General features: G+C 60.0%; 18 protein-coding genes and 4 pseudogenes. 8 read left to right on the top strand and 14 right to left on the bottom strand.

What is annotated here, in order from left to right:
* Window positions 1-86: 86 nt before the first annotated feature.
* From AC6CIG_RS18635 to AC6CIG_RS18660, 6 genes are all read right to left on the bottom strand, one after another.
* Window positions 87-425, bottom strand: a complete 339-nt coding sequence (locus AC6CIG_RS18635) for a DUF2934 domain-containing protein (RefSeq protein ID WP_498323366.1) — start codon at window positions 423-425, stop codon at window positions 87-89.
* Window positions 426-618: 193 nt separating this feature from the next.
* Window positions 619-1,035 (bottom strand): DUF982 domain-containing protein, encoded by a 417-nt coding sequence (locus tag AC6CIG_RS18640; RefSeq protein WP_498323642.1) that lies wholly within the window; start codon window positions 1,033-1,035, stop codon window positions 619-621.
* A gap of 621 nt (window positions 1,036-1,656) precedes the next feature.
* Window positions 1,657-2,679, bottom strand: coding sequence for an NAD(P)/FAD-dependent oxidoreductase (locus tag AC6CIG_RS18645; protein ID WP_498323368.1), 1,023 nt, complete (start codon window positions 2,677-2,679; stop codon window positions 1,657-1,659).
* Window positions 2,680-3,323: 644 nt separating this feature from the next.
* The gene (locus AC6CIG_RS18650; RefSeq protein ID WP_498323369.1) at window positions 3,324-3,953 is read right to left on the bottom strand and encodes a DUF1326 domain-containing protein; all 630 of its coding nucleotides are present in this window, start codon (window positions 3,951-3,953) and stop codon (window positions 3,324-3,326) included.
* A 250-nt stretch (window positions 3,954-4,203) separates the two neighbouring features.
* Window positions 4,204-4,440, bottom strand: a complete 237-nt coding sequence (locus tag AC6CIG_RS18655) for a hypothetical protein (RefSeq protein WP_498323371.1) — start codon at window positions 4,438-4,440, stop codon at window positions 4,204-4,206.
* A 314-nt stretch (window positions 4,441-4,754) separates the two neighbouring features.
* Window positions 4,755-4,877, bottom strand: a complete 123-nt coding sequence (locus AC6CIG_RS18660; RefSeq protein ID WP_498323372.1) for a hypothetical protein — start codon at window positions 4,875-4,877, stop codon at window positions 4,755-4,757.
* Between the two features lie 500 nt (window positions 4,878-5,377).
* On the opposite strand from AC6CIG_RS18660, the pseudogene AC6CIG_RS18665 reads away from it, so the two are divergent.
* The 5 genes and pseudogenes from AC6CIG_RS18665 to AC6CIG_RS18685 all read left to right on the top strand — a co-directional run.
* Window positions 5,378-6,399, top strand: a pseudogene (locus tag AC6CIG_RS18665) (cache domain-containing protein); the annotation flags it as partial.
* Between the two features lie 229 nt (window positions 6,400-6,628).
* Window positions 6,629-7,614: pseudogene (locus AC6CIG_RS18670) on the top strand (TerC family protein).
* 49 nt (window positions 7,615-7,663) lie between these two features.
* Window positions 7,664-7,966, top strand: coding sequence for a hypothetical protein (locus tag AC6CIG_RS18675; RefSeq protein ID WP_498323373.1), 303 nt, complete (start codon window positions 7,664-7,666; stop codon window positions 7,964-7,966).
* A gap of 31 nt (window positions 7,967-7,997) precedes the next feature.
* Window positions 7,998-8,609: pseudogene (locus AC6CIG_RS18680) on the top strand (exopolysaccharide biosynthesis protein); the annotation flags it as partial.
* A 799-nt stretch (window positions 8,610-9,408) separates the two neighbouring features.
* Window positions 9,409-12,678 (top strand): adenylate/guanylate cyclase domain-containing protein, encoded by a 3,270-nt coding sequence (locus AC6CIG_RS18685; protein WP_498323375.1) that lies wholly within the window; start codon window positions 9,409-9,411, stop codon window positions 12,676-12,678.
* A gap of 476 nt (window positions 12,679-13,154) precedes the next feature.
* On the opposite strand, the gene AC6CIG_RS18690 is transcribed toward AC6CIG_RS18685, so the two are convergent.
* From AC6CIG_RS18690 to AC6CIG_RS18700, 3 genes are all read right to left on the bottom strand, one after another.
* Window positions 13,155-13,811: a redoxin domain-containing protein gene (locus tag AC6CIG_RS18690; protein ID WP_498323377.1), complete on the bottom strand. Its 657-nt coding sequence runs from the start codon at window positions 13,809-13,811 to the stop codon at window positions 13,155-13,157.
* Between the two features lie 569 nt (window positions 13,812-14,380).
* Entirely contained in the window at window positions 14,381-15,547 is a 1,167-nt protein-coding gene (locus AC6CIG_RS18695; RefSeq protein WP_498323379.1) for an ATP-binding protein, read from the bottom strand.
* Window positions 15,548-15,578: 31 nt separating this feature from the next.
* A complete protein-coding gene (locus AC6CIG_RS18700) occupies window positions 15,579-16,367 on the bottom strand; it encodes an alpha/beta fold hydrolase (RefSeq protein ID WP_498323381.1) in 789 nt (262 codons plus the stop codon).
* Between the two features lie 158 nt (window positions 16,368-16,525).
* Between AC6CIG_RS18700 and AC6CIG_RS18705 the strand changes: the two genes are divergently transcribed.
* From AC6CIG_RS18705 to AC6CIG_RS18715, 3 genes and pseudogenes are all read left to right on the top strand, one after another.
* A complete protein-coding gene (locus AC6CIG_RS18705) occupies window positions 16,526-17,137 on the top strand; it encodes a class I SAM-dependent methyltransferase (protein ID WP_498323382.1) in 612 nt (203 codons plus the stop codon).
* 446 nt (window positions 17,138-17,583) lie between these two features.
* A pseudogene (locus tag AC6CIG_RS18710) lies at window positions 17,584-17,895 on the top strand (L,D-transpeptidase); the annotation flags it as partial.
* Between the two features lie 743 nt (window positions 17,896-18,638).
* On the top strand, window positions 18,639-18,989 hold the full coding sequence (locus tag AC6CIG_RS18715) for a DUF2200 domain-containing protein (RefSeq protein ID WP_498323383.1): 351 nt from the start codon (window positions 18,639-18,641) through the stop codon (window positions 18,987-18,989).
* A gap of 169 nt (window positions 18,990-19,158) precedes the next feature.
* Here the strand turns inward: AC6CIG_RS18715 and AC6CIG_RS18720 are convergent, their stop codons facing one another.
* The 5 genes from AC6CIG_RS18720 to AC6CIG_RS18740 all read right to left on the bottom strand — a co-directional run bounded on the left by AC6CIG_RS18720 (window position 19,159) and on the right by AC6CIG_RS18740 (window position 24,103).
* Entirely contained in the window at window positions 19,159-19,746 is a 588-nt protein-coding gene (locus tag AC6CIG_RS18720; protein ID WP_018096406.1) for a DJ-1/PfpI family protein, read from the bottom strand.
* Window positions 19,747-19,862: 116 nt separating this feature from the next.
* On the bottom strand, window positions 19,863-20,831 hold the full coding sequence (locus AC6CIG_RS18725; protein WP_498323385.1) for a substrate-binding domain-containing protein: 969 nt from the start codon (window positions 20,829-20,831) through the stop codon (window positions 19,863-19,865).
* Between the two features lie 29 nt (window positions 20,832-20,860).
* Window positions 20,861-21,856 carry an ABC transporter permease gene (locus tag AC6CIG_RS18730; protein ID WP_100673495.1) on the bottom strand — a complete coding sequence of 332 codons (996 nt, stop codon included), beginning with the start codon at window positions 21,854-21,856 and terminating at the stop codon, window positions 20,861-20,863.
* Window positions 21,822-23,414 (bottom strand): sugar ABC transporter ATP-binding protein, encoded by a 1,593-nt coding sequence (locus tag AC6CIG_RS18735; protein WP_498323386.1) that lies wholly within the window; start codon window positions 23,412-23,414, stop codon window positions 21,822-21,824. The genes AC6CIG_RS18730 and AC6CIG_RS18735 overlap by 35 nt, the downstream gene beginning before the upstream one ends.
* Window positions 23,411-24,103: a GntR family transcriptional regulator gene (locus tag AC6CIG_RS18740; protein WP_018096411.1), complete on the bottom strand. Its 693-nt coding sequence runs from the start codon at window positions 24,101-24,103 to the stop codon at window positions 23,411-23,413. Before AC6CIG_RS18740 ends, AC6CIG_RS18735 begins: the two co-directional genes overlap by 4 nt.
* Window positions 24,104-24,134 lie beyond the last annotated feature (31 nt).

Genomic DNA, 24,134 nt, shown 5'->3' on the forward strand with positions numbered 1-24,134 from the left:
CGTCTCCACATCCGGGGTCCTGGAGCCTGCATCGAGATCATCGAATTAAATTCTACGCAGACCGACGATGTTCGAGAGGTCCAATGTTAGCCGATCGTGCCCGGATCGGCGGCGTCTTTGCTGCCCTTTCTACGCCGTCCGGCAGCGCTGCCGCTTCGCCCTGAGCTCCTCGCTTCCATGTTGCCGTCGTTTCCAATGCTCGCCGCGCCGTGGCCCGGTCCACCGCCCGGTTGCACCTGGCCCGGTTGGAGGTCCGACGCCAAGCCGCTTTCGCCCCCCGCCGAACCCCTCGAGGTCTCCTTGTCGATTTCGTCAGCGGCCTGCTGCCAGTGCCGTTCATGGTTTCCGTGACGTTTTCCATCTTTCTCCCAGACCTCATAGGCACGCTGGCGGATGCGCTCTTCCCGTTCCTCTGCGACTGTCATGGTCCTCTCCCTCTAAAAAGTATCACCCGCGCGCGTTCAACTATAATACACCACGCCCGCCCCGTGAGCTTTACGGACGAGAACCGCGAGACAATCAGATAATCGATCAATCATCATCGAGAATTGGAAAAAGCGCTCAATCCGTCATGCTCTTCCAGAGAGTGTGGTTTCCGCACACCAGATCGCTGCGAATCTAGACGGGTCGGCACAGTCTTTCCATACAGGGCCACACCACAAGAGCAGCAGCGCCGCGTCGAGCGGCAACGACATAACCAAGATTAGCAGGAGACCTTCCATTTCGCGGGTCCTCCAATGCTTCCTTAACTTCCTTTACAATGTAGGCACTCGTGGAAAGTTCCGCGACGCCGCTGACGGGGAGTGCAGTAGCGAACCTGGCGTCTTTCAATGCCGCCGTTTGGTGGCAGGTAGCCCCGGCAACTCGAACGTACAGCCGGCGTGCACGGTTACTGCACGCCAAGGACGCCTCGGCGCATGCGGTGGTGAATGAGGCTCTTGCGACCTCGGCACTTAATATCCCGGACAGTGCGGCACGACAGTCGCGTACCGCACGGTGATACCGCTTGCCATGGCACGGCCACTCGAATTCCAGGAAATCAAGAGCGTCGTAGGGGCCAGCGGCTAGGTCCCACGTTGGCGTTTGCGGCCGGCGTGGTGCACGGAGGGAGCATCTAGATCACGGGGATCGCCGAACTACGCCGCCTGCATGTGTTCGCGCAGGGCGTCCTCTCGTCTAATGCCCGATTGGAATAACTCTATAAGCTTACGCGCGAGATTCTCCGCTTGTTCGCTATTAACGCGGAGGTGCCTCGCGTCCACCTCCGAGTCGAAAATGCTCTGAAGCATAGAGAGGTCCTCTGGTCTGAGAGGTAGCTGGTGAAAGTCGCCGAAACCAAACATGCAGCGCCTCCCGTACTGGGGCGAAAGCCGCCGTCTTTCAGCCAGCGGCGCCCTTATCAATAGCCGCTGATGAAAACGATTATACATCAAAATATGGGCACGACGCACGACGCGTTCGGGGTCCTGCTTCTCGGCCAGCCGCTCATGTGTGCCGCCACGTCGGAATCGGTCTCAGCCATTCGCCTGTTGCGGCGAGCAGCAAGTACTACGAAAAACCTGACCACCCCAGGTGTGAGCTCATGCAGACGCGCTCGGAGGAGCGTCTCGGGCGCAAATCAACACCATCGCAACGCGCCGTCTGTCGCGGCCAGACTCACCACCCGCGATGAGCCGCCAGCAAGTCGTTGTGTGCAGTGACGGCTGCAATCTCCCCATGTGCCATGGCGACGCCCAGCTGGTTCAGGCCTGTTACGACATCGCCAGCCGCATAGAACCGCTCGATGTTGGTGCGTTGATGATGGTCGGTAGGTATCCGCCCCTCGTTATCAAGGTTCACTCCGAGGCTGCGGGCAAGTTGGGACCGGGGCTTGCAGCCGAGGGCTGAGTAGACCGCAACGGCCTCCATTCTCGTGCCATCTGAGAGCTCTAATGAAAGACGGTTCTCATCGGCAGTGCGGTGGGACGCCAATCGGGGCGTGAGAAGGCGCACGGGCGGCTCGACGTCCGCGCAGCTCATGCCGTCCAGGTCAGCCCCCAAGGTCGCCAAGGTTACGGCGTCGGTGAATGACAACAGGAACCGAGCCTCCCTGAGCGCCCGCTGAGTGTGTCCGATGACGACGACGGGAGCGCCATGAAGCTCGTACCCGTCGCATATCGGGCAGATCCGCACATTGCCGTTTAGCACGAGCTCTGTCGCCTCGGCCCACGGCGGCAGTATGTCAACGAGACCGGTTGCGCAGATCACGGCGCGACTGCTGAGCGTGCGCCGGGCGACTGCGCATTGGAAGATGTCGTCAAGCCGTTCGATCCGGTCGGCACGACCAACGATGTGCTCGACGCCGAACTTGTTACATTGGTCATGCAATCGGCCAAGCAAGTCTCGTCCAGGGATACCATCCGGAAATGCCGGATGATTGTAGGAACGCGGGATAAGGGAAGCGCGGCTCTGCCCGCCGTCTACGATGATGACGCTTCGATTGAGGCGCGCCAGATAAATGCCCGCTACCAATCCGGCCGGGCCGCCACCAAGAATCAGACAATCGTACATGAGAATAACGGCGCCCTTTCCCAGCTTGACAGAATCCCGCCGCTCGCCTGAACGGAGAGCATTCCTAACCCGGTGAAGGTGGGTGTTGTTCCTGCTGCCACTCGGAACGTCGAGCTGACGAATAGGCACGGCACAGTCCTGGGGACCTGAAGCACATTCTTCGGCGTCATCTCCCTTTTTCCGGGGCCTATCACACGCCGTCCCACGCCACCGGAGAGTCGCTGGGGAGCGGCGTCACCGCGGCGAACCTGTTCCTCTCGCCGCACATACTGCGCGAGGCACCTGCGCCGGTCGCGGTAGCTCCAGCCCGCCAATGCAAAGCAGCAATTGGAGCGCACACTAAGTGTTTGATCCCGGCATTTGATCGTGCATTATTTTCCTTGGAATGGAGGGAAGCACTATGAGCCAGGTTTTATGAGGCCCATCAGCGGCTAAGTTCCACGGGCGCCGCTGACTGAGAGATCATTGCGCTTTCGCCCCAACGACCGGAGTTGCGGATCTTTGCTTCCCGCACAATGCAGCCATCCGCGTCCACCACGCACACTCGAGTATTCCAGTGATACGTCGATGCCGGCATACTGCTTCATGGTCGTCTCTCCGTGCTGCTATTTAGCAGGCCGCTCCTGACTCCGCGACACCATCATTGTAAGGGACGACCACCGGCCCTTCAAACCTGCCGGGCCGGGTTCCGCCCGTTACACCATCTTCTAAGCCCGGAAAGTGGAGATCCTCGCAAGAAGCCGCGCACGGCGAGCCCGGCTCCTTGCCTAGGGCTATTGAATACGCCCATGCTGATTAAAATGCAGCTCGCACCAGTGAGCGTAACTGTCTTCCAAGTTCAACGGCACACCCGCGAATGACGATGACCATCCGCGACCGACTTCGTTCCGCTCGTATTCGAAGCCGTTCGGCAGGAGGATACCAACGCGATGCTCGTCGCCCGTTACCGGGTTCAGGATAGGCTCGCCACGCCCAATGGCGACGCCCTCAGCTTTGCACTTCGCTCGACGAGCCTTCATGTCGACATCAATGCTGATCGAGGTATAGATCGGATCGCGGACGGTTCCGCACATCGCAGTGTAGACCGCCCAGAACGTTGCCATCGGATCAGTCTCCTCGCCAGTCAGAATACTGAGGAGTGCACGGCGCTGAGCGGCGTCCGCGCGTTCGTCGATGATCGGCTGCATGACGCCGCGGCCCTCGTGAACCGCACCTGGCCAAGCAACGGCGATGGCCATGTTCAATCCGTCGAGCTTCGCCGTGCCGAAATTTCCCCCAGCGATCGTGAAGAAACCGATGGCCTGGCAATGGCCATGGGTCGGTAAGGCATTGAACTGGCAGGGGCATCCGTAGGAACAGTTGCAATTTCCGAATTCCACTCCGTGGAGTTCCCAATCCGTCATTGTTTCCTCCATGCGTGTCACCGGTGGGCGCCCATGCACCGGAATGCGCGCGATGATCTCTTCCCTCCGCCACTGCCAATGATACTACCACCAGGCGCCCCCGAAGCCCTAGTCACCTGAAAGTCGAGGATTTCATCATACGCTTGGCCCTGTATGAGAGTTTGTTGATAGAGTTGCCTCCAAGGCGTTTGGGTATCCGATTTCATTTCGCAGCCCTGGGGGACTCAATCTTGCGCAACACGCCGTTGCGTCAGCCCTCGGTGCTCGAAATCGCTGCGTCGGTTGCTGCAGATCCCGCCCCTCTCCTTTCGACCACGATCAAGGGGCAGCGCTCATAGGAGAACGGGTCCTCGACGATGAAGCCGAGCGCGGCGTCCGAACCTGGACTTCGCCGGCGAAAATCGCGCGCCTTCTGCTGATGCGACGCGTGCCGAGCCCCCTTTGCCGTGAGTACGACCGCGCCGATTAGGGTGCTCGGCGCAATCATTCCAGATCTCGATAGTGTCGTCGCTACGGAACGGAGAAACCTGCCTACACCCGCAAGTTTGATCCTGCCGCTGCATCAGCGACCAGCTCTGCTGGCCGGAATAGCAATTGGCGAGCGGGCCGGACCGAGCTGCGCGGCCAACTGATGCGTGGGAACAAAGCGCGCTTCAGCAACGCTATCGACCATGACCCATACATTCCGTTCGGTGGCGTCTCGCAGTTGCAGTTAGATTGAGAATCCCGCCCTCGGATTCTCATCCTAAATGTCAAATTGTCTGAATAATCGCTGCCGCCGGCACCAGGCGGTCGAGCTCTTCATCCGAATTCCTGTCGCTCGCCGAGCAGAAAGAGCTTCGCCTTATGATGATAGGGTGGCGGCCACATTCCGATCTCGTCTCCGAACCGCACCTTCAACCGCGCAAACTCGCCCTTGTTCATTGCGTTGTTTCATACGCTTCCTTTGCGCGAGGCGACCCCCTCGCACCCGCCTCGCGCGTATGAGCAGCTGCCCGACGGATCCAATACTCGTTCCCATCACATCTGCGATCGCCGGCAAATTCAGATCGGCAACCGCGCGCAGAAACGTGCCATCCTTTGTCGCTGAGGCAGGTCATCGAGGCTCGAGCGAACGGTCTCCAGTTCCTGATGCGCGCCAATTCGGGTCGGCTCCAGGTTCGTCATCTCATCGAACGTTTGTGAACGTTCCCCTCGGCGTTGAACCCCAGACTGTGTTTGGAGTGCAAGGCACTCCAAACGCGTGTTAAAATAGTGAGAGTTCAATTACTGGCCGCTGGTTCGAACCATTTCAAGAGCCGCTAGCTTAGCTAAGCGAACACGCTCCCTCAGGAGCAATTCTGGCTACTTGAGACGAGGGGTCTGGCGCGGAGCCGTGGCTCGCTTTATCTTTTATCGTCTGAATAAATGCATCGGGGTGTGCCGTGAACCTTCGCCATCAGATCGTCGCTCTTGCGGTCGTGCCGCTCGTCATCGCGATCCTTACCGTTACCACCTTCATCACATGGCAGGCGACGAACCTCGCGCAGAGCAGCATAGAAACGTTCGAACGCAACATGCTGAAAGCGAAGGAGACTGAGCTGCTCAACCTCACCAATCTCGCCCGCTCGGCGATCGAGGAGGTCTATGCCTCGGCGGATGCGAACGACCAAGCGGCCAAGGATCGCGTGCGCAGCATCCTGACGTCACTCGACTACGGCGAAGACGGCTATTCTTCGTCTATGACTACGATGGCAACAATGTCGTGCACCCGCGGCAGACCTTTCGGCCGGGCCACAACTGGTTGGATCTGACCGACCCTGACGGCAACCAGGTAATCGCCAAACTAATCCAGAAGGCCAAGGAAGGCGGCGGTCTGTATCAGTACAAGTGGGAGAAACCCTCATCCGGCACGATGGCCGACAAGCTCTCCTTCGCCATGGGGCTGGACAAGTGGCAGTGGATGCTGGGAACCGGCGTCTATCTCGATGACGTCTTCGCGCAGACGGCGGCTGCGAAAGCGGACCTGCGCGAAAAGATCGGCCATACCTTCCTCGTGGTGGCGTTGATAGCTGTGCCCGCCGTTATGGTCGTCTTTGCCACCTGCATGCTCGTTACGCTGCGTGAACGGCGCATGGCAGATAACAAGCTCAAGGCCCTCACACAGCGCATTAGCGACACCCAGGAGGAAGAGCGCGCACGCCTTGCCCGCGAATTGCACGACGGCATATCGCAAAACCTTGTCGGCGTGCGCTATGCAATCGACCTTGCCGGAAGAAAGGTCCGGAACCACGCCGATGACGCATCCGGCGCCATCGATAAGGGCGTGGAGGCGCTTAACGTCGCCATCAAGGAGGTCCGCCGATTGTCGCACGATCTGAGGCCCCCCGCGCTGGACGACCTTGGTCTGACGGCTGCGCTGACAGCACTGAGCAACCATTTCTCCGAACGGACCGGCATCCGTACGGTTCTAGCAGGCTGTTGAAGAAGTCTCCCGTTTGGCCTTTAGGATGGCCTCGTCGCCATAGCAGAGGCGCTCTGAAATTCCGGCTCCAGATTGCGGGTGGACCCTTGACGCCCGGCGATGAAATTACAATGTATGCGGCAACCCGTTGGTCCGGGCCCCTCTGGCGAGAGCCTCGGCACTCTTGCGATGTCGGACCGTTTCCGACAACCGGTGCCGCCAGGGATCTTCAATGGACCTCTCTCTTTTATTCGTCGAGTGGTTGGGAACGCCGCTCTGGATGTGGTCGAGCTTTTTCGTTCTCGTCATCGCCATCCTGTCGTTCGACCTCGGTATTCTCCACAAGCAGAGCAAGGAAATCGGCGTCCGCGAAAGCATAGACTTTCGGCGCTTTACATCACCCTCGGCGTGTCGTTCGGCGGCTGGGTGTGGTGGTATCTCGGCTCCGAGGCTGGTCTTGCCTACCTGACAGGGTTCGTCGTGGAAAAAACGCTGGCACTCGACAACGTCTTTGTCATAGCCCTGATCTTCTCCTTCTTCGCCGTACCGCGCATCTATCAGCACCGGGTGCTCTTCTGGGGCATTCTCGGCGTGATCGTGTTGCGCGCGATCATGATCGGCGTCGGCGCAACGCTTGTCGCGCAATTCGCCTGGGTTCTCTATATCTTCGCCGCGTTCCTGATCGTCACCGGCATCAAGATGCTGGTCATCAAGGAAGCGGAGCCCGACGTCTCGAAGAACGCGCTCGTCCGCTTCATGCGCAGCCGCTTCAACGTTACTGATGAGCACCACGGAGAACGGTTCTTCGTCAAGCAGGCAAACCCCAAGACGGGCAAGATGACCTGGTTCGTCACGCCTCTCTTCGTGGCCCTCGTATTGGTTGAGGTGGCCGACGTCGTCTTTGCGGTCGATTCGGTCCCCGCTATTTTCGCGATCACCACGGATCCGTTTATTGTCTACACCTCGAACATCTTCGCGATCCTCGGTCTTCGCGCCCTCTATTTCGCGCTCGCGGCAATGATTCATCGCTTCCGCTACCTGAAGCCGGCGCTCGCCATCGTCCTGATCTTTATCGGTTCGAAAATTTTCGTCGCCGATCTGATGGGCCTTGAGAAGTTCCCGGCCGCGCTCTCGCTCGGCGTCACCTTCGCTATCATCGCTGCCGGCGTGGTTTGGAGCCTCGTCAAGACCAGGAATGAGCAGCAGCAGCCTGCATGACCGGATCCCGCGCTCAGAATCACCGTCAAGCTTAAGGAAGGAAACAGATATGATTTCGGATTTCATCGGCTGGATCTTTGCCGTTCTCGTCGTCGATCCGCTGCAAGCCCAGGTACAGGAACAAGTCGAACGCGCGGGGCTTTCCGTGGAGATCGTTAGCCAATCCCGTGCCTGCGTGACCTCCCAAGCCCCGCAACTGGTCGAGCGCGCCGCCGGCGACTACGGCTGGGCGGCGGCCACGGTCGTCAACTTAGCGATCGGCCGCACCGCGCCGGCGGAGCTTCTCGATAACCGGGACCCGCAATGCGCGGCCCTGGTGAGCGTTCTGAGCGGAGCCGACGAGGACGCGTAACGGTCCGTCGGGGTGAAATGGATCGGGCGAAATGACTGATCGAGACGGGAACACAAGACCGCCGCGCGGAGTGGCCTCCGCGCGGCTCACCGAGGTACTGGAACTCGCCCGGGCAAAAGGTGGCCTCTCCCTCGGCGAGGCTCTGGAGGCAATGGGGCCGACCGGCATCGCCTTCACAATCCTATTTCTGTCTATCCCGGCGCTGACGCCAATTCCCGGGCCGTTCGGCATGGTTTTTGGTACGGCGCTCGCGCTGGTCTCTCTTCAGATCATCGCGGGCAGCCGGACGTTGTGGTTGCCCGCAATCATCGGCAAGCGCCAAGTTTCCCCTGCGGCCCTCGATCTCGTCGTGCGTCACTCGATGCCGATGATCGCCCGCGTGGAGAAGGTCGTGCGCGCCGGCCGGCTGAAGGTTCTTACGGGGCCGACGGTCCAAGCTCTACTCGGCGTCCCCATCTTCCTGCTCGCTGTCGTGATCGCCCTGCCGATCCCCTTCGGTAACATCCTACCTGTCTTCTCACTGGTGGTCCTCGCCGTCTCCCTGATGGAGCGCGACGGCCTTGTCACCTTGGTCGGACTGTTGCTGGCGCTGGTGACGATCGTCACGACCACGGTTTTGCTTCAAGTGGCGATAGATATGATTTCCGTGCCTAAAGGAGACGGACTGCTGTCCGGATCCGATGTCAACTGGGAGCCGCGCTTGAGGTACAGCAGTCCCCCGGACCCTATCTCGTATCTGAACGGCTTCAAGCTCTGCAGGAATGCCGCTATCGCCATCGCGTCTTGTCCGCCTACTGTGCAAATACATGGCGATGTAGGATGGGCGCGTCAGATCACGACCATCCTGCCGCTGATGGGTCTGAATCGCAGCCACGATCTCCTTCAGCTGCCAGTGCCGGTCGCCTGTCGGGTGTGATATTGCGATCAACGAAGACACCCTCCCGTTGCGCCCACCAGCAGAAAGGTTGGGCGGATGGCGCAAGGTTCGGCTCAAAAATTTGTTGGATGATGCGATCATTGTGCAAGCGCGGAGGCCCGGGATCGAGGCACCTTCACCGACGACTCAGTCGCGGGCACCGTTGGCACAAGACATCGAGGACCGTCACCCGTCGATAGCTACACCTCGAGAGTGATTTCGGGGTATGGGCGAAAGCGAAGACGAGCACCTTTCGTACACCTCGGAATACTTGCATGGCTCATCGCATAGCTGGGCAGACTCATTGGCGCCCCCATCAACATTTTCTGGGTTCGGCAAGACGCTTACGGGCGCGGCTGCTCACTCTCCTCTATGTGATTTGAGTTTTGTACCTGTTTTGGCGACCCGCCAGCGTCGTTTTGTTCACCCTGCTTGCTCGTTTTCCCTTACGGGTCCATTCTCATTTTCCTATTGGGATGCTTAGGAAACGGGTCCGAGGCTATCGATGGGTCTACGGGGTTGATCGATGAACTGCGAGGGTTGCGGACTCGAGATCCAGAGCGGCTTTACCTTCTGCCCGAAATGCGGGATGAGGCAACCAAAACCTTGCCCTGGCTGCGGATATCCGTGCCCGTCCGACTTTTCTTTCTGCCCAAAATGCGGCGCTTCCACGAACAGTGCGGGCGCAGCGGGGGACCCTACCATCCATGCCAGCTCGGCGCCGAGCGGGAGGGTTCGGCAACCGGCTCTGGCCGCCGTCGACGCCGACCGCCGCACGGTCACGGTTTTGTTCGCGGATCTCAGCGGCTTCACTGCACTGTCCGAGCAGATCGACCCGGAACTCATGCAGGCCCTGCAGAATGAGCTGTTCGAGGAGCTTACTGAGGCAGTGCAGAGGTTCGGCGGCTTCGTTGACAAGTTCATCGGCGATGCCCTGCTCGCGCTGTTCGGCGCGCCGGTCGCGCATGAGGAAGACCCGGAACGAGCGCTTCGCGCCGCCCTCGACATGGTCGAGCGAGCTTCGCGCATGCGCGAGCGCTGGCAGGCGCGGGCCGGCTCGCCGCCAGTCCTCCATATTGGCGTCAACACCGGACCGGTGGTCACCGGCGGCTTCGGCGCGGGAAGCGCCAAATCTTATTCGGTGACCGGCGACACCGTGAATACAGCGCAACGGCTGCAATCGATGGCGTCACCCGGCGAGGTGCTGGTCGGGCCACTGACCCAGCGCCTAGCCCGGCATGCCTTCTTCTTCGAAACGCTCGGTGAGACCACGCTGCGCGGCAAGACAGGAAGCATACCAGTCTACCGCCTGCAGGGTTTGCGCGAAGCCCCGCGTCCGGCGCGCGGGTTGGAGGCGCTGGGCCTCAGCGCCCCACTGATCGGCCGAGATGACGAGCTTGAGCGGATGTTGGCGAGCCTCGATCTGGCATGCCGGGGTTCGGCCCAACTGGTGCGGCTGGTCGGAGAAGCCGGCATCGGCAAGTCGCGGCTGGTCAACGAATTCATCGCGCGCATTCACGACGAAGAACGCTTTGCCGCTGTCGCTATCAGGAAGGCGGCCTGCTCTCCGCTCGGAGAGCAGTCCTATGGTACACTTGCTGCCGTCGTTCGAAGCGCCGCCGGCATGCCGCAAGGCGGCCCCGTAGCTGAAACCAGGGCAAGGCTTTCTGACCTGCTGGGCGAACTCGGCCTGGACGAGGATGAGGCGGTCCGCCTGACGCCGCTTCTGTTCCATGTCGTCGGCCTCGGCGATCCGGACGGCACCCTGCGGTACGTCGAACCCGAACAACTCCGCAGGCAGATCTTCTTTGCAATCCGCACCATTTTCGAAAGGCGGCTGTCCCTCGGGCCGCTGCTGATCGTGGTGGAGGATTTGCATTGGGCCGACGCTGTGTCGCTGGAGGCGCTGCAATTCCTGATGGACCGGCTCGAACGGCGGCGGCTCATTCTGGTGTTCACCCATCGCCCGACATTCGACGTGGAACAACTCGATTCGAAGCGGATCAGCCACACGACGCTTCGTCTAGGTCCGCTTGACGACAGTAATGTGCGCAACCTGCTCGCCTCTCTTTTCGGCGAAGGCTGGGACCGGGCGTTGAACACTCTGGGCAGCCGGATTCTCGACCGTGCCGGCGGAAACCCCCTGTTTGTCGAAGAGATCGTGCGCGGCTTCATTGAGGGCGGGGTTCTGGTGCGAGACGGGTTTCATTGGCGGGCTGCGGCGAGTGAAACGGCCGCTGAAATTCCGGCGAGTATTCAAGCTATGCTGCTCGCCCGGATGGACAGGCTGCCGCCCGACGCGCGAAGGCTGGCCCAAGAAGCGGCGGTCCTCGGTCCGCGCTTCGACGTAACGCTGCTTGCCGCCGTTTCCGCCCACCCGAAGCAGATCGAGGCGGGGCTCGATCTGCTCTGCGATGCGGAGATCATCGAGGAGGTGGCCGACAACGGTTCAATCGCGTCGCAATCCTATCGCTTCACCCAAGCCCTGCTCCAAGACGTGATCTACCAAAACCTCCTTCTGCAGCGGCGCACCGAAATGCATGGGCAGGTCGGGGCGGCCTTGGAACAATCATGCGGGCAAGAGCCAGAGCGCCTCGAAGATCTGCTGCTCCTCGGCCATCATTTCAGCCTGAGCGCGGACAGGCCAAAGGGTGCGCACTATTTACGTTCGGCCGGCGACCGGGCACGCTCGATTTACGCAAACGACGACGCGATCCGGCACTACCAACAGGCGCTGACGGCGCTTGCCAGTGATCCCGAGTCCGTGGAGCTCAGGCTCTCTCTGCGCGAGCGCATCGCCGACCTTTGCGGTTCGACGGGTCGGCGCGAGGCAGCCCATGAACACTACGGGACGGTGCTTGAGGCTCGCCGGGACACAGGCGACCGCGTCGGGGCGGCGCGGATACTGCGCAAACTCGGCCGATTGTTTTGGGAAGCCGGCAAAAGAAGCCAAGCTGAGGCGCACTATGCCGAAGCGGCTATGTCGCTCGAAGGAACGGACGCGCGAATCGAGCAGGCGCTTCTGCTCCAGGAGCGTGGTCGCCTGGCGTTTCGGAGCGGCGAGCATACCGCCGCCGTCAAGTGGGCGGATGAAGCGCTCGAACGCGCCGTGTCGCTGCCGATGGATGCCGACGAGGAGACTAGGTTGGAGGCGGCGCACGCAACCGCTGAAGCGCTCAACACAAAGGGGGTCGCGCTGGCGCGGCTCGAACGAAGCCGCGAGGCGGTGTTAGAGGTGGAAGGGAGCGTCGAGGTTGCCGAGGCGGCTGGCCTGCTTAGCGCCGCCTGCCGTGGCTACACGAATCTTGGCGTGCTCTACACTGTGATCGATCCTGCGCGGGCAATAGAGGTGTGTCGACAAGGCCTCGAAGTGGCGCGCCGCATCGGCGATCTCGGCTTCCAATCACGTCTTCTCGCCAATCTCGCTGTCGCCAGTTGCACCTTCACCGACCGCTGTGGTGAGGAGGGCATTCCTGCCGCCGAGAAGGCGATTGAGCTGGACCGCGCACTCGACCAACGCGAGCATCTGCCTGTCCCGCTCATTGTTCTTGGACAGATCCATCAGTGCCATGCGAAGCCGGAGCTCGCGGCACGCTGTTACAATGAGGCACTGGAGGTGGCGCGAGAAACAGGCGAGCCGCAAATGCTTTTTCCGTGTTATGACGGCCTTGCCACACTGAGTCTCGACGTCGGCGATATGGCCGAGGCCGAGCGGTATTTTTCCCTCGCGCAGGATGTATGCAACCAGCACGGGCTCGATCCCGAAGGGCTGATCGTCTTGCCGTTTCTCGATTAGAGGAACCGAATCTGTCCGAGCGTCATCCCGAAGGCCGCTGCAGCGGCTCGACCGTGCGCCAAATGCTCGATTGGCAGTGACGGGAAGATCGCCATCGACGATTGAAGTTGGCAAAAGCCGCTCTTGGTCGGCATGTTCCGCGGTCTGCATTGGCTATTGTTCAGACGTCACACCGCTGTACAGGCACAAAGTGTCGGGCCTTGAGCGGAAAGGGGCCGAATCGCTGGCCGTCCCAAACATTCCGACAAGGCGCGCGCCCTGTATTTCCACCATTGGCGGATGCCAGACCTTCTCTCGGCGTCATAGAAGAGCTCATGTCAACCGCCGCGCAGATCCTCTGTCGCGGTGTATTCGGTCTGGCGGACAATCGAGAGTAGATTGTTTGACCGTGGCATTAAGCCGGCGAGGAGCGGGTGCGGTTTCATCGGCTTGCTTTCCAGTTCGAGACGGTATTAGACGCGATGAGACATGGATGGTTATGCGGCCAGCGCGCTCGCTGCGGCCATGATTTCGTAAGCAGAAGGAAACTTGCCCAGACCGGCTAGTCCATCGCCCGCACACTCAATATTAGCCCAGCGGACGAAACCGTCTCTATCGATTAAAAATTGGCCCTTAAGCTGAGGCCACTGTCGCTGCATATCGACTTGGTCCGTTTCGTTCTCCTCGTAGCCGTCTAGCTTTCCAACGGCCTCGGCCGCCTTCGTGATCGGCAGTGGTTCTGCTAACAACCCGTCCGGGTTGATCAGGGTCGTTTCCAGCGCCCTCAGGAATTCTGGCGTCGGGTTGGGTCTTGGGACGCCGTATGCTTGGTGCGTCGAGAGTTCGGGATCAGCCGCCAGACGAAGGCGTGTCGGCCGATATCGGAAATAAAGCTGGGCGTTGTCCGGCGGTGTTGCGACAACTCCGAGCGTTTCAACTCCTGCAGACTTAAGCGCAGGCTCGGATGCGGCGATCTGGGCAATTGCGCGGCGGCAGAAAGGGCACCAGAGACCAATGAACAATGCAAGAAAGAATGGGGTCCTTCCCCGATAGTCGGCCAAGGAAACTGTCCCGCTGCCGTCCACTGCGGGTAAAGCAAAATCCGGAGCGGGCTCGCCTGGCAAAATGGGTTGGGAAATCTGGGTGATGTTCATGGGAACGATTCCTCCTAAAAGCACCGCCATGGAGCAGCGCAGATCGGCGAAAAATCGCGCGGCTGATGCGATTCAGTGGCCAGAAAGCGTTAGTCCCCACGTTCCGGTTCACGGGAGGTACTATGGGAACGATGCTAGCAGAGTTTACATGTCTACGCGTCACTAAGACAATGATCTCAAGGTTGCTATAGAGCGACATCACGTATTGCCGCATGTAACTGCTACCGAGAGTCGCACATTGCCTCGATCATTTTGCTCCCGGGTTGCGGCGAAGGAGGGGGTGTCGTAACCCTTAAGCGGCGCGAGATCGGTGCTGCTGGCAGTAGCCATTCGCCCTGCCGCAGTTGAGCAGATTCCCGAAAGGGCATCCATTCTGGCCGTCTCTGCGGTGCCAATTGCTTACCATGTGCCACCCGATGCTTGTCGTAGCTCCGTGTGGCAAGAAGCAGCTTGCCCATGTTGGAGAACACCGGTCCGGCGTGGCTCGCCGCCAAATGACCGAACCGGCGGTGACAATGACTCGCCCCGAGCATTGCTGATGAGGACGCTTGACCGTCAAACGACAAGAATCAACACTTCATCGGAATGCTGAAAAAAAATCTCGTTTCCTGGGCATCAGATGCGATGTCCAACGTGCCTCCATGGCTGCGGACGATCTCGCGGGAGATATAAAGCCCCAATCCAAGCCCTTGAGTGCCGGCCTTCCCTCGGAAGAACGGCTCGAAAAGCCGATCCTTTATCTCTTGAGTGATCGGTTGCCCCCTATTCACGACTGAAATGGTAAGATCTTCTCCGGATACAACTGCATCGACTCGAATGGGTGCATCCTTGGCTCCGTGGGTCAGGGCATTTGCGAGGAGGTTAGAAACGACTTGAGCAATCCGTTCGTTATCGCAGTAGACCTGCTCTGGCAGCGAGAGCCGGCTCTCAATCGTTTGGTCCGGGTATGCGCTCCGCAGTTCCTCGATGACCTGCTCCAGGGCCGAATGAACGTTGGAAGGTTGGATTTCCACAGCGATACCTGCGCCGCTCTTTAGCCGCGCAAGATCCAGCATGTCGCGGATCAATTTGAACATACGATCAGTGCTGTTGCTCATCAGGGAAAGCACCCGGAACGCTTTTTCGCTGTGCGGCTCCTTAGAGAGGATGTTGAGGCCGGCGACAATTGATGAGAGAGGATTTCTGAGGTCGTGGCCGAGTATGGCTACAAACTGCTCTCGGAGCCGCGCAATCTCCTGCTCCGCTAAGAGAGCGCGTTGGAGTAGTAGGCGCTCCCTAGCGCCTTCCGCGAGTTGTGTTTCCAAACCCCTGTTAAGACCCTGGAATTCCCGCTTAGCCCTCTCCGCCGCATTGCGAGCGTCCACCAACTCTCGCTCATACCGCCGCCGCTCCGAAGCTTGGAACAGTGTCACGCGGGTAAACAAGAGGCTTCCGTCCGGTGCCCTGCGTTCCAGGGCATTCACGAGGACTGGGATTTGCTTCCCGCCAGGGCTGACCAGATCAAGAGCCACTTCGTTGAAAAAACCCTGCATCCTTAGTAAAGGAGCGAAATGGGTCTCGTAAAATATCTTGCCGGGGACGCTGAGCAGGTCATAAAAGCGCTTTCCGAGTACATTGTAGCTGTTGGCGTCCAACCAGCGGCACAGCGTCTGGTTCGCCTTGATGATGAAACCGTCCGCGCTCAGGGAAAGATAGCCGCAGGGAGCATTCTCATAGAGGTCTTCTAAGTCCTCCATGAGTGCATCTTTCCTGTCTCTGGCTTCGGGTTCACACAAATTGCTTGATCGCTGTAATGACCTTGTCAGGTGCGCTGAGATTGGGGCAATGTCCTGTCGCGTCTATGACAACAATCTCCCCTTTCGGCAGAATATCCCTTACGTACTCTCCAACTCGCTGTTGCGCAATAACGTCTTCCTTGCATTGGATTACCAATGTTCTCGCCTTGACCTTGGGAAGATCGGCTCTGTTGTCAGAGGTGAAGGTGACGCGAGCGAATGCCTTTGCTATCTCAGGATCGGTGCGGCAAAAGCTGTTGACTAGCTCCTCTGACAGTTCTGGACGGTCGGGGTTGCCCATGATTACAGGTCCCATCGCCGCCGACCAGCCCATGTGGTTGTCGTCCAGAAAGTCCAGTAATTCTTCAATCTGTTCCTTCGAAAAACCTCCGACGTAATCACCATCATCGATATACCGGGGTGATGGCCCAATCATGACGAGAGATTCGAAAAGTTCCGGAGCCTTCAACCAAGCAAGAGCGCCGATCATCGCACTAACTGAGTGACCGACAAAGACGCCGTCAACAATGTTCAGTTCGCGACAAATTTCGACAAGGTCATCGGCATAGCCGGCAAGATTCGCGTACTTCACGGGATCGTAGGCTTTGAGATCGGACTGACCGCAGCCAACATGGTCGAACAGAACCACTTTGAAATCCTGCTCGAAGGCGGGCGTGACAAACCGCCACATGTTCTGGTCGCAGCCGAAGCCATGGGCAAACACCATAACGCGGGCTCCTCGGCCACGAATATTCAAGTTGTTCCGCTTCAATATGGACATGAGACTTCCTTACTGCTGCCGCAAACTGCATTGTGGCCGTGCGCACGGGCAATGCAGATAGCGCGGCAATGAGAATGTCCAAGGTGACGCGAGCTCTACACATTAAACGAAACCGAATTCAGCCGCGATCTGAGGGAGAGTCCTAGCTGAGAAGAACCATGGGCGTTTATCGGGACGTGATCTTGCCGAAGCTATGCGATCTCTCGATGCGCGACGAACGTCTGCGCCCCTACCGCGAGCGCGTGATCGGCGCTGCGCAGGGGCGCGTTCTGGAAATCGGCGTCGGCTCTGGCTTGAACCTCCCGTTTTACGGCCCTGCGGCAGGTGAAGTTCTGGCGCTGGAGCCGTCCGCGCGTCTTGTGGCAATGGCCCGCGAAAGCCCGCGTCCCGACTTGCCCGTCAGCTTCATCGACGCGTCTGCCGAGGCCATACCGCTCGATGATAGGAGCGTCGACACCGTCGTGACGACCTGGACGCTATGCACGATTCCAGACGCCGCCGCCGCGCTGACGGAAATGCGCCGCGTACTCAGACCTGGCGGAAGACTGCTGTTTGTTGAACACGGCCTTGCACCCGACCGGGGAGTACGCTGGTGGCAGGATACTCTCACGCCCGTCTGGCGGCGGATCAGCGGTGGCTGTCATCTCAATCGTCCGATCCGATCAATGATCGAATGCGGCGGGTTCCGGATCGAGCGGGTCGAGACCGGATACATGCAGGGACCGAAACCGATGACGTTCATGTACGAAGGCAGCGCCCGTCCGGAGTGATGCGCGTCGCCGGGGTCGCCCGGCTTCTCTCGATGAAGTAGTCGTTACTGTGATGAACGTGACCATGAACCTACATGCCGGCTGTGTCGCGGTAGTCAGCGTTTCACGATCGGCGGCATAGCAGGCAGAGAGAGGGTCATTCCGAAATCTAATGAGATTGAGCCAGCGGACGGCGCGTGATGTGTTACGAGCACGATCTTTCTGCCCCCATCGGGCGGGCGCGCCAGTTTGGATGCGAGAAAAGAGCGTGTCTCCTGATTGATGTTTGCGAAAGGCTGGATGGCCTGAACCTCTGATATGGAACCTTCGATATTTTGGTCTTCCGTTAGCCCCCAAGGTATGAGGGTTGCTGATACTGTTGTTGTAGGCGGTGCCGAATCCTGGCCGCGGCAAACACCGAACCGGGAAACGCCCCTCGAAAATGACCCTACATTGACCGTCAACGTCGCAGCCCCTGGCCGGATTGGCGCCCGCCGGCGGACATGCGCGCCCGAAGATTGAACCTGCCGACGCATATGGACAGCGGGCCTGACAATCCGCTCGGCGCGCGGGTCCTCTATCTGGGTAACACTCTCTACCGCATTCATGGGTCGAACGAGCCGGAAAGTGTCGGGCGTTCCTCATCGTCAGGCTGCTTTGGCATGACGAACGAGGACGTCACCGACATCTACGAAAGGGTGAAGATCGGGGCGAAAGTGTTCGTGCTCTCCGTCCTCTGGACACTTTGCGTAGCGGTCGCAGATGGAGGCCGCCGTTAGACATACCATCCCGTTGTGGATTGAAGAGCCAACCGCTCCTGAAGAGGAGCTTTGCAAAGGTGCAGGAAAATTGATCCATTGATGGACTTTAATGGCGCGAAGATGAGTGGATATGGCGCAAAGGGAAGGTTAGCCCACCTTGATATTTATCTGTACACCAAGAGTGTCCACATCCAACGTTAGATGGCTATGGTTTTAGGTGGGGTCGGCCTGCACCCTGAACCAGTCACGGGTCCGCCCATCCGCCCTTTAGTTGCTGGAGAAGATGAATTGCGCTATCCGGCGAGACGGGCGTGAAACGGCTAACGCTGATCTGGCCATCTATCATGACGGAGGTTCCGGCTTTGACCGCCGGCGCCAGCCCCGGATGCGCCCTGACGAGCGCATAGAGCACTTCTCCGACATTGCCCGCCTCCACCTCGACAACTTCGTTGCCGTCGGCGAGGCGGCACAGCCCGGACCACAGTCAATAGCCGGCAGCGGCGGCGTGATTCCGGTTTCACCGACACCACGAACACTAAAGGGGTGTCCCGGGTTCACGATCTCGATCATAGGCGGGGTTCGAAGGGCGCACCTGCGCCGTCGCCATTCATCCCTCGCTCCGTCAAAACCTCAGGCAAGGCGCGACATGGCGGCTTGAATGGCAGGGGTCCCCGCAAACCGGAAATCTCAAGGCGTTGAACTAAGGTAAGCAAAAGGACATTGGTCATCAATCACTGTCTCGCGAAGCCTCAGGAGGACACATGGAGAAGCATCGCATCTATTCGGTTAGCGTCGCGAGCGTCTATCCCTACTATGTCGCCAAGGCGGAGAAGAAAGGACGCACGAAGGCAGAGGTCGATGAAATCATCTGTTGGCTGACGGGGTATGGCCAAAAGGCCTTGGACGATCAGCTGGCGAAGAACACCAACTTTGAGAACTTCTTTGCGCAAGCACCTCGGATGAATCCCTCCCGATCGTTGATTACAGGGGTGATCTGCGGCGTCCGCGTGGAAGAAATCCAGGATGGGACTATGCGGGAAATCCGCTACCTAGACAAACTGATCGATGAACTCGCGAAGGGGAAAGCGATGGAGAAAATTCTGCGAAAGTAGTCAGCCGCGCTTCAAGAATATGAAGCACGTGTTCGACAAGCACGAGCGGCGTCCGGTCGAGCCACTGCTCCTGCTACAACAGAGCGCACCTCACTGTTTGGCTTTAGCTGCGACCTCCCTCGGGCCGACCACCCGAGGGCGCGCAGTTGTCGATCTCACCCTCGATCCATTAGGTGTGGGTGATCTTCGTGCCGAGCACGTTCAGGCACTCGCGCATGAAAGCGGCGAGGCCCGTCCACCCCTTCGCCGAGACCATGTTGCCGTCGACATAAGCTCCGGTGGGCTCCACGTCGATGTAGATGCCACCGACAGCCGTCACCTCCGGCTCGCAGGCGCCAAGACCGGCGACCTTGCGGCCCTTCAGCACGCCAGGCACAGCCATGAGGATCTGCACCCCATGGCAGATCGTGAAGATCGGCTTGCCCGTGTCGTGGAAGTGCCGCACCATGTCCTGGACGCGCTTGTCGGTGCGGATATATTCGGGGCCGCGTCCGCCGGCTGCATAAACAGCGTCATATTCCTCGACCCGCACTTCGGAAAAGGTCTTGTTGATGTCGGCGTAATGGCCGAGCTTCTCCGTGTAGGTCTGGTCGCCCTCGAAGTCGTGCAGTGAGGTCTTGATACGGTCGCCCGCCTTTTTGTCCGGGCAGACGACGTGCACCGTGTGGCCGACGGCCTCCATGCCCTTTTGAAAGACGTAGATTTCATACTCTTCGGTGAATTCGCCGGTTAGCATGAGGATCTTCTTGCCGCTCATGTCATATCTCCTGTTGCCTTGGATAAGTCGAAACACGGGATGCGGGTGGAAACCGCACACATTTTTCCTCCCCCCGCTCTCGTGTCTGATCGATGCCCGGCCAGCAGGCCGGGCACTCAGAATGGGGAATCGGGGAAGTAGAACTGGTCGGCGTTCTCCGGAGTGATAAGCGGTGCACCGAGCAGGAACGAACCGCGCATCGGCGCCTGACCGGCGAATTGTGCCGCGGTCATATAGATGGCCGACTTGATCATCGACGGCGGATAGGGAGTCGAGACCGGTGTGCGCTCATTGCCTTCCTTCACCATTTCGATGACTTGCTTCATGCCGTTGCCGCCGAGGGCATACTTGACGTCCTTGCGGCCCGCACGGTCGACGGCCTCGATGACGCCGAGCAACATGTCGTCGTCGTTGGCCCAGACGGCGTCGATCTTCGGGTACTTTGCAAGATAGTCCTGCATGAGCTTGAAGGCTTCGTCCTGGTTCCAGTTGGCGTACTGGATATCGAGGATCTTGATGTTCGTCTTGTTGATGACGTCCGAGAAGCCTTTGATGCGTTCGTCGTCGATCACGGTCGGGATGCCGCGCAAGACGACGATCTCGCCCTCCCCGCCAAGTTTATCGGAAAGCCAGTACGCCGTATTGGCACCCACGGCGATGTTGTCGCCAGCGACATAGAGGTCCTGGATCGTCGGGTCGGTGAGGCCACGGTCGACCACGGAAATGAAGGTGCCCTTTTCCTTGATCTGCTCGACCGGTCCGGTCAGTTCTTCCGACGTAAACGGCAGAATGACCAGCGCGTCGAGCTTCCGGGTCGCCGACAGGTCTTCAAGCGCGGAGACCTGCGCGGTCGCCGATGACGCGGTCGACAGTACGACGTCTACATTCGGAAAGGCGGCCTCGACCTCCTTCTCAGCCTGCTCTGCATGGTAGACGACTCCTCCCGTCCATCCATGCGTTGCGGCCGGAATTGAGACGGCGACAGTCACGTTCCTCTCCTGGGCCTGAGCGCTGCCCAGCGGCAGAGCCAGGACCAGGGTAGCCGTCGATAACAAGAGTCCAGCCTTGCGGATAATAGACTTCATTTTCTCCTCCTTCGAAGTCGGTGCTGTTTTCAGCGGTTGGCAGTAAAGCGGTGCGCCAGCATGGCGACGATGATGATCGCTCCCTGAACGGCGGCGACGAGGTATTCCGAGACCATGTCCGACAGAACCATGACGTTGGCGATCACCTCGAGGATGAGGGCGCCGGCCACCGTGCCGCCGATGCGTCCCCGCCCGCCGCGGAGCAGCGTGCCGCCGATCACGACCGCGGTGATGACCTGCAGCTCCCAGAGCTGTCCGGTCGTTGGCGTCGCCGCGCCGAGGCGGGGCACATAGCAGATCGCAGCGACGGCGACGCAGAAGCCCTGGATCACGTAAGCGACGGTACGCACTCCGGCGACGTTGACGCCTGAAAAGCGCGCGACCTCGACATTCGATCCCGCCGACTTCAAGCGGCGGCCATACTTGGTCTTGTAGAGCAGGAAGGCGCCGGCCACGACGACGACGAAGGTGATGAGCACCGGATAAGGAATACCGAAGACGCTGCCGAAATAGACCGGACGATAGGCTTCCCGGAGACTGCGATCGATAGGCAGCGAGCCGCCGTCGGTCATGAAGGTGATGAAGGCGCGGAAAATGCCCATCGTGCCCAGCGTCACGATGAAGGGCTCTATTCGCCCGACGGTCACGATAAGCCCGTTGAACAGGCCGCACAGCGCTCCCACCAGCAGCGCGATGCCCGCTCCCATCGGAATCGCCCAGGTTCCAAATGCCGGGGCGAGATGGTTCATCGCCATGATCATGATACCGGTGACGAAGGCCATCATCGAGCCCACGGACAGGTCGAGCCCGCCGGACGAGATAACGAAGGTCGCACCGACGGCGATGATCGCGATGAAGGCGCTCCGCGTAATGACGTTGATCAGGTTGGCCGACGACACGAAATTGGAGTTCACCAGCGCCCCGAACAGCACGATCACCGCAAGGGCGATGAAGGGCGCCAGATCGGCCCAACGGATGCGCGCTCCGTCGTCAGTGGGTGCGAGTGTTGCTGTCGCTGCGGTCATGTTTCTCCTCCCCGACGTCCGCGCGCCCACCGGTCGTGGCGGCGTAGACGACATTTTCCTCATTGATTTCGTTGCCGCTCAGCTCAGCGACGATCCTCCCGGCACGCATCACCAGAACGCGGTCGGAAAGACCCACCAGTTCCGGCATTTCCGACGAAATGACGATGCAGGCCTTGCCGGCGCGCACCATCCCGTCGATGAATTCATAGATCTGGCTCTTGTTGCCGATATCGATCCCGCGCGTCGGCTCGTCGATGATGATCACCGAGGGGTCGGCCATCATGACCTTGGCGAGGAGCAGCTTCTGCTGGTTCCCACCCGAAAGCTGGCTGGCTTCGAGGCGGAGCGAGCGAACGCGGATGTCGTAATCGGCCACCGCCTTTCGAAGGCGGGAAAGCTCTCCCCGCTTGTCCAGAAGGACACCCGGATTGATCGTGTCCAGCGCCTGCAGGGTGAGGTTGGGACCGAGCTTCTCCTCCAGGAGCAGGCCTTTGCCCTTGCGGTCCTCGGTGAGGTAAACCAGGCCGGCCTCCATCAGGGTGCCGACGGAACGGCTCCCGATCTGCCGGCCGTTCAGGACAATGCTTTCAACCTCTGACGGACGAAGACCCATCAGGCCCTCGATCAGTTCGGTACGACCCGCCCCGATCATGCCGCCGATACCCAGCACCTCGCCGGGCCTGACGCTAAATGAGACCTTCTGCGAGCCGTGGTCGACGGCAAGGTTGGTGACCGAAAGGATCGGAGCCGCAGTCGCGGTTGGGCGCTTATGCGGATAGAGCATTTCCAGCTCCCGCCCGACCATCAGCTCCGCCATTTCACGCTGGCCGAGGCCCGGCGCCGGCCAGGTCCCGATCATGCGGCCGTCGCGAAGCACGGTGACCCGGTCGGCAATCGCCTGAACCTCATCGAGACGATGGGAGATGTAGAGCACCGCAACCCCGTGATCGCGCAAGCTGCGGACGATGTCGAGCAGCGCCACCACTTCGTCGTTTGCGAGAACCGCAGTCGGCTCGTCGAAGATGACGACCTTTCGCTCGTCCAGGAGGGCGCGCGCGATCTGCACGAGCTGGCGCTGGGCGAGCGGCAACTCACCCACACGGTCGCGCGGCCGGGCCGCTGAACCGACCCGCGCGAGGAGTTCGGCGGCACGACTGTTCATCGCCTTGTCATCGACCAGCAGACCGCGGCCGACCTCGCGACCCAGATACAGGTTTTCCGCGACGGTGAGGTCCGCAGCGAGCAGGATTTCCTGGTGCACGAGTACGATGCCGGCATTCTCCGCCTCCACCGCGTTTCGGAACTCGATCGACTTCCCCTCCAGGAGCAGGTGGCCGGCCGTCGGGGCAACATGGCCGGAAAGGAGCTTCATCAGCGTCGATTTTCCGGCGCCGTTCTCACCAATAATGGCGTGAACCTCTCCAGCGCGAACCTCAAGCGTGACATCCGAAAGGACGGTAATCGGACCGTAGGCTTTGCCAAGGCCCTCTGCCGCGAGTGCGACAACAGCAGGGTTTGGCAGCGGCGCGACCGCATTGGAAGGCAGGACCGCGTTCATTCGAAAGCCGAAAGCAAACGATCGCGCGAGCGTTCGATGTGGACGCGCATGGCATCGTATGCGGCCTGCGGATCGCGCGCCCGGAAGGCAGCCAGCAGACTCTCATGCTCTTCGAGCGCCTCCTGAGTCACCCGGATGTGGAACATCAGCCGGAAGATGTGCAGATGGACATGCTGGTTCGACAGCGTGCTGCGGATCACGTCGTTCCCGGCGATCTTCAGGATCGCGTCATGGAACTGCGCATCGGCGCGGGCAAAGCGGGAGTAGCGCGTGTTACGATCGACCGGAGCCTCGCCGTGGCCCATGTCGGCCGCGGAATTCTCGAGCTGCTGGAGCGCCTCCGCAGTCATGTTGGCGGCGGCAAGCCGGGCCGCTTCGGGTTCGATCAGCAGACGAAAAGCATAGAGGTCTTCGAACTGCTTGCGCGTCCATTGCGGGGCCGCACTATAGCCGATCAGATGCTCCTTTCGAACGAGGCCCTCGCGTTCCAGGCGGCTCAGGGCCTCGCGGATCGGGGTCTGGGAAACGCCGAGTTCGCGAGCGAGGACATCGATCGGAATGCGTGCACCAGGCGCAATATCGAGCGCCATCAGCCGGTGATAGATGCTGTCATAGACGCTTTCGACCACACTCGTCGGGCGGATACCGCCGCTCCTGCCTGCCCGCTCCGCTGCAATTGCCACTGCCATTCTCCGACTGCTTATTGACATACCAGGTTTT

The sequence above is a fragment of the Sinorhizobium sp. GQ132 genome (assembly GCF_059758575.1).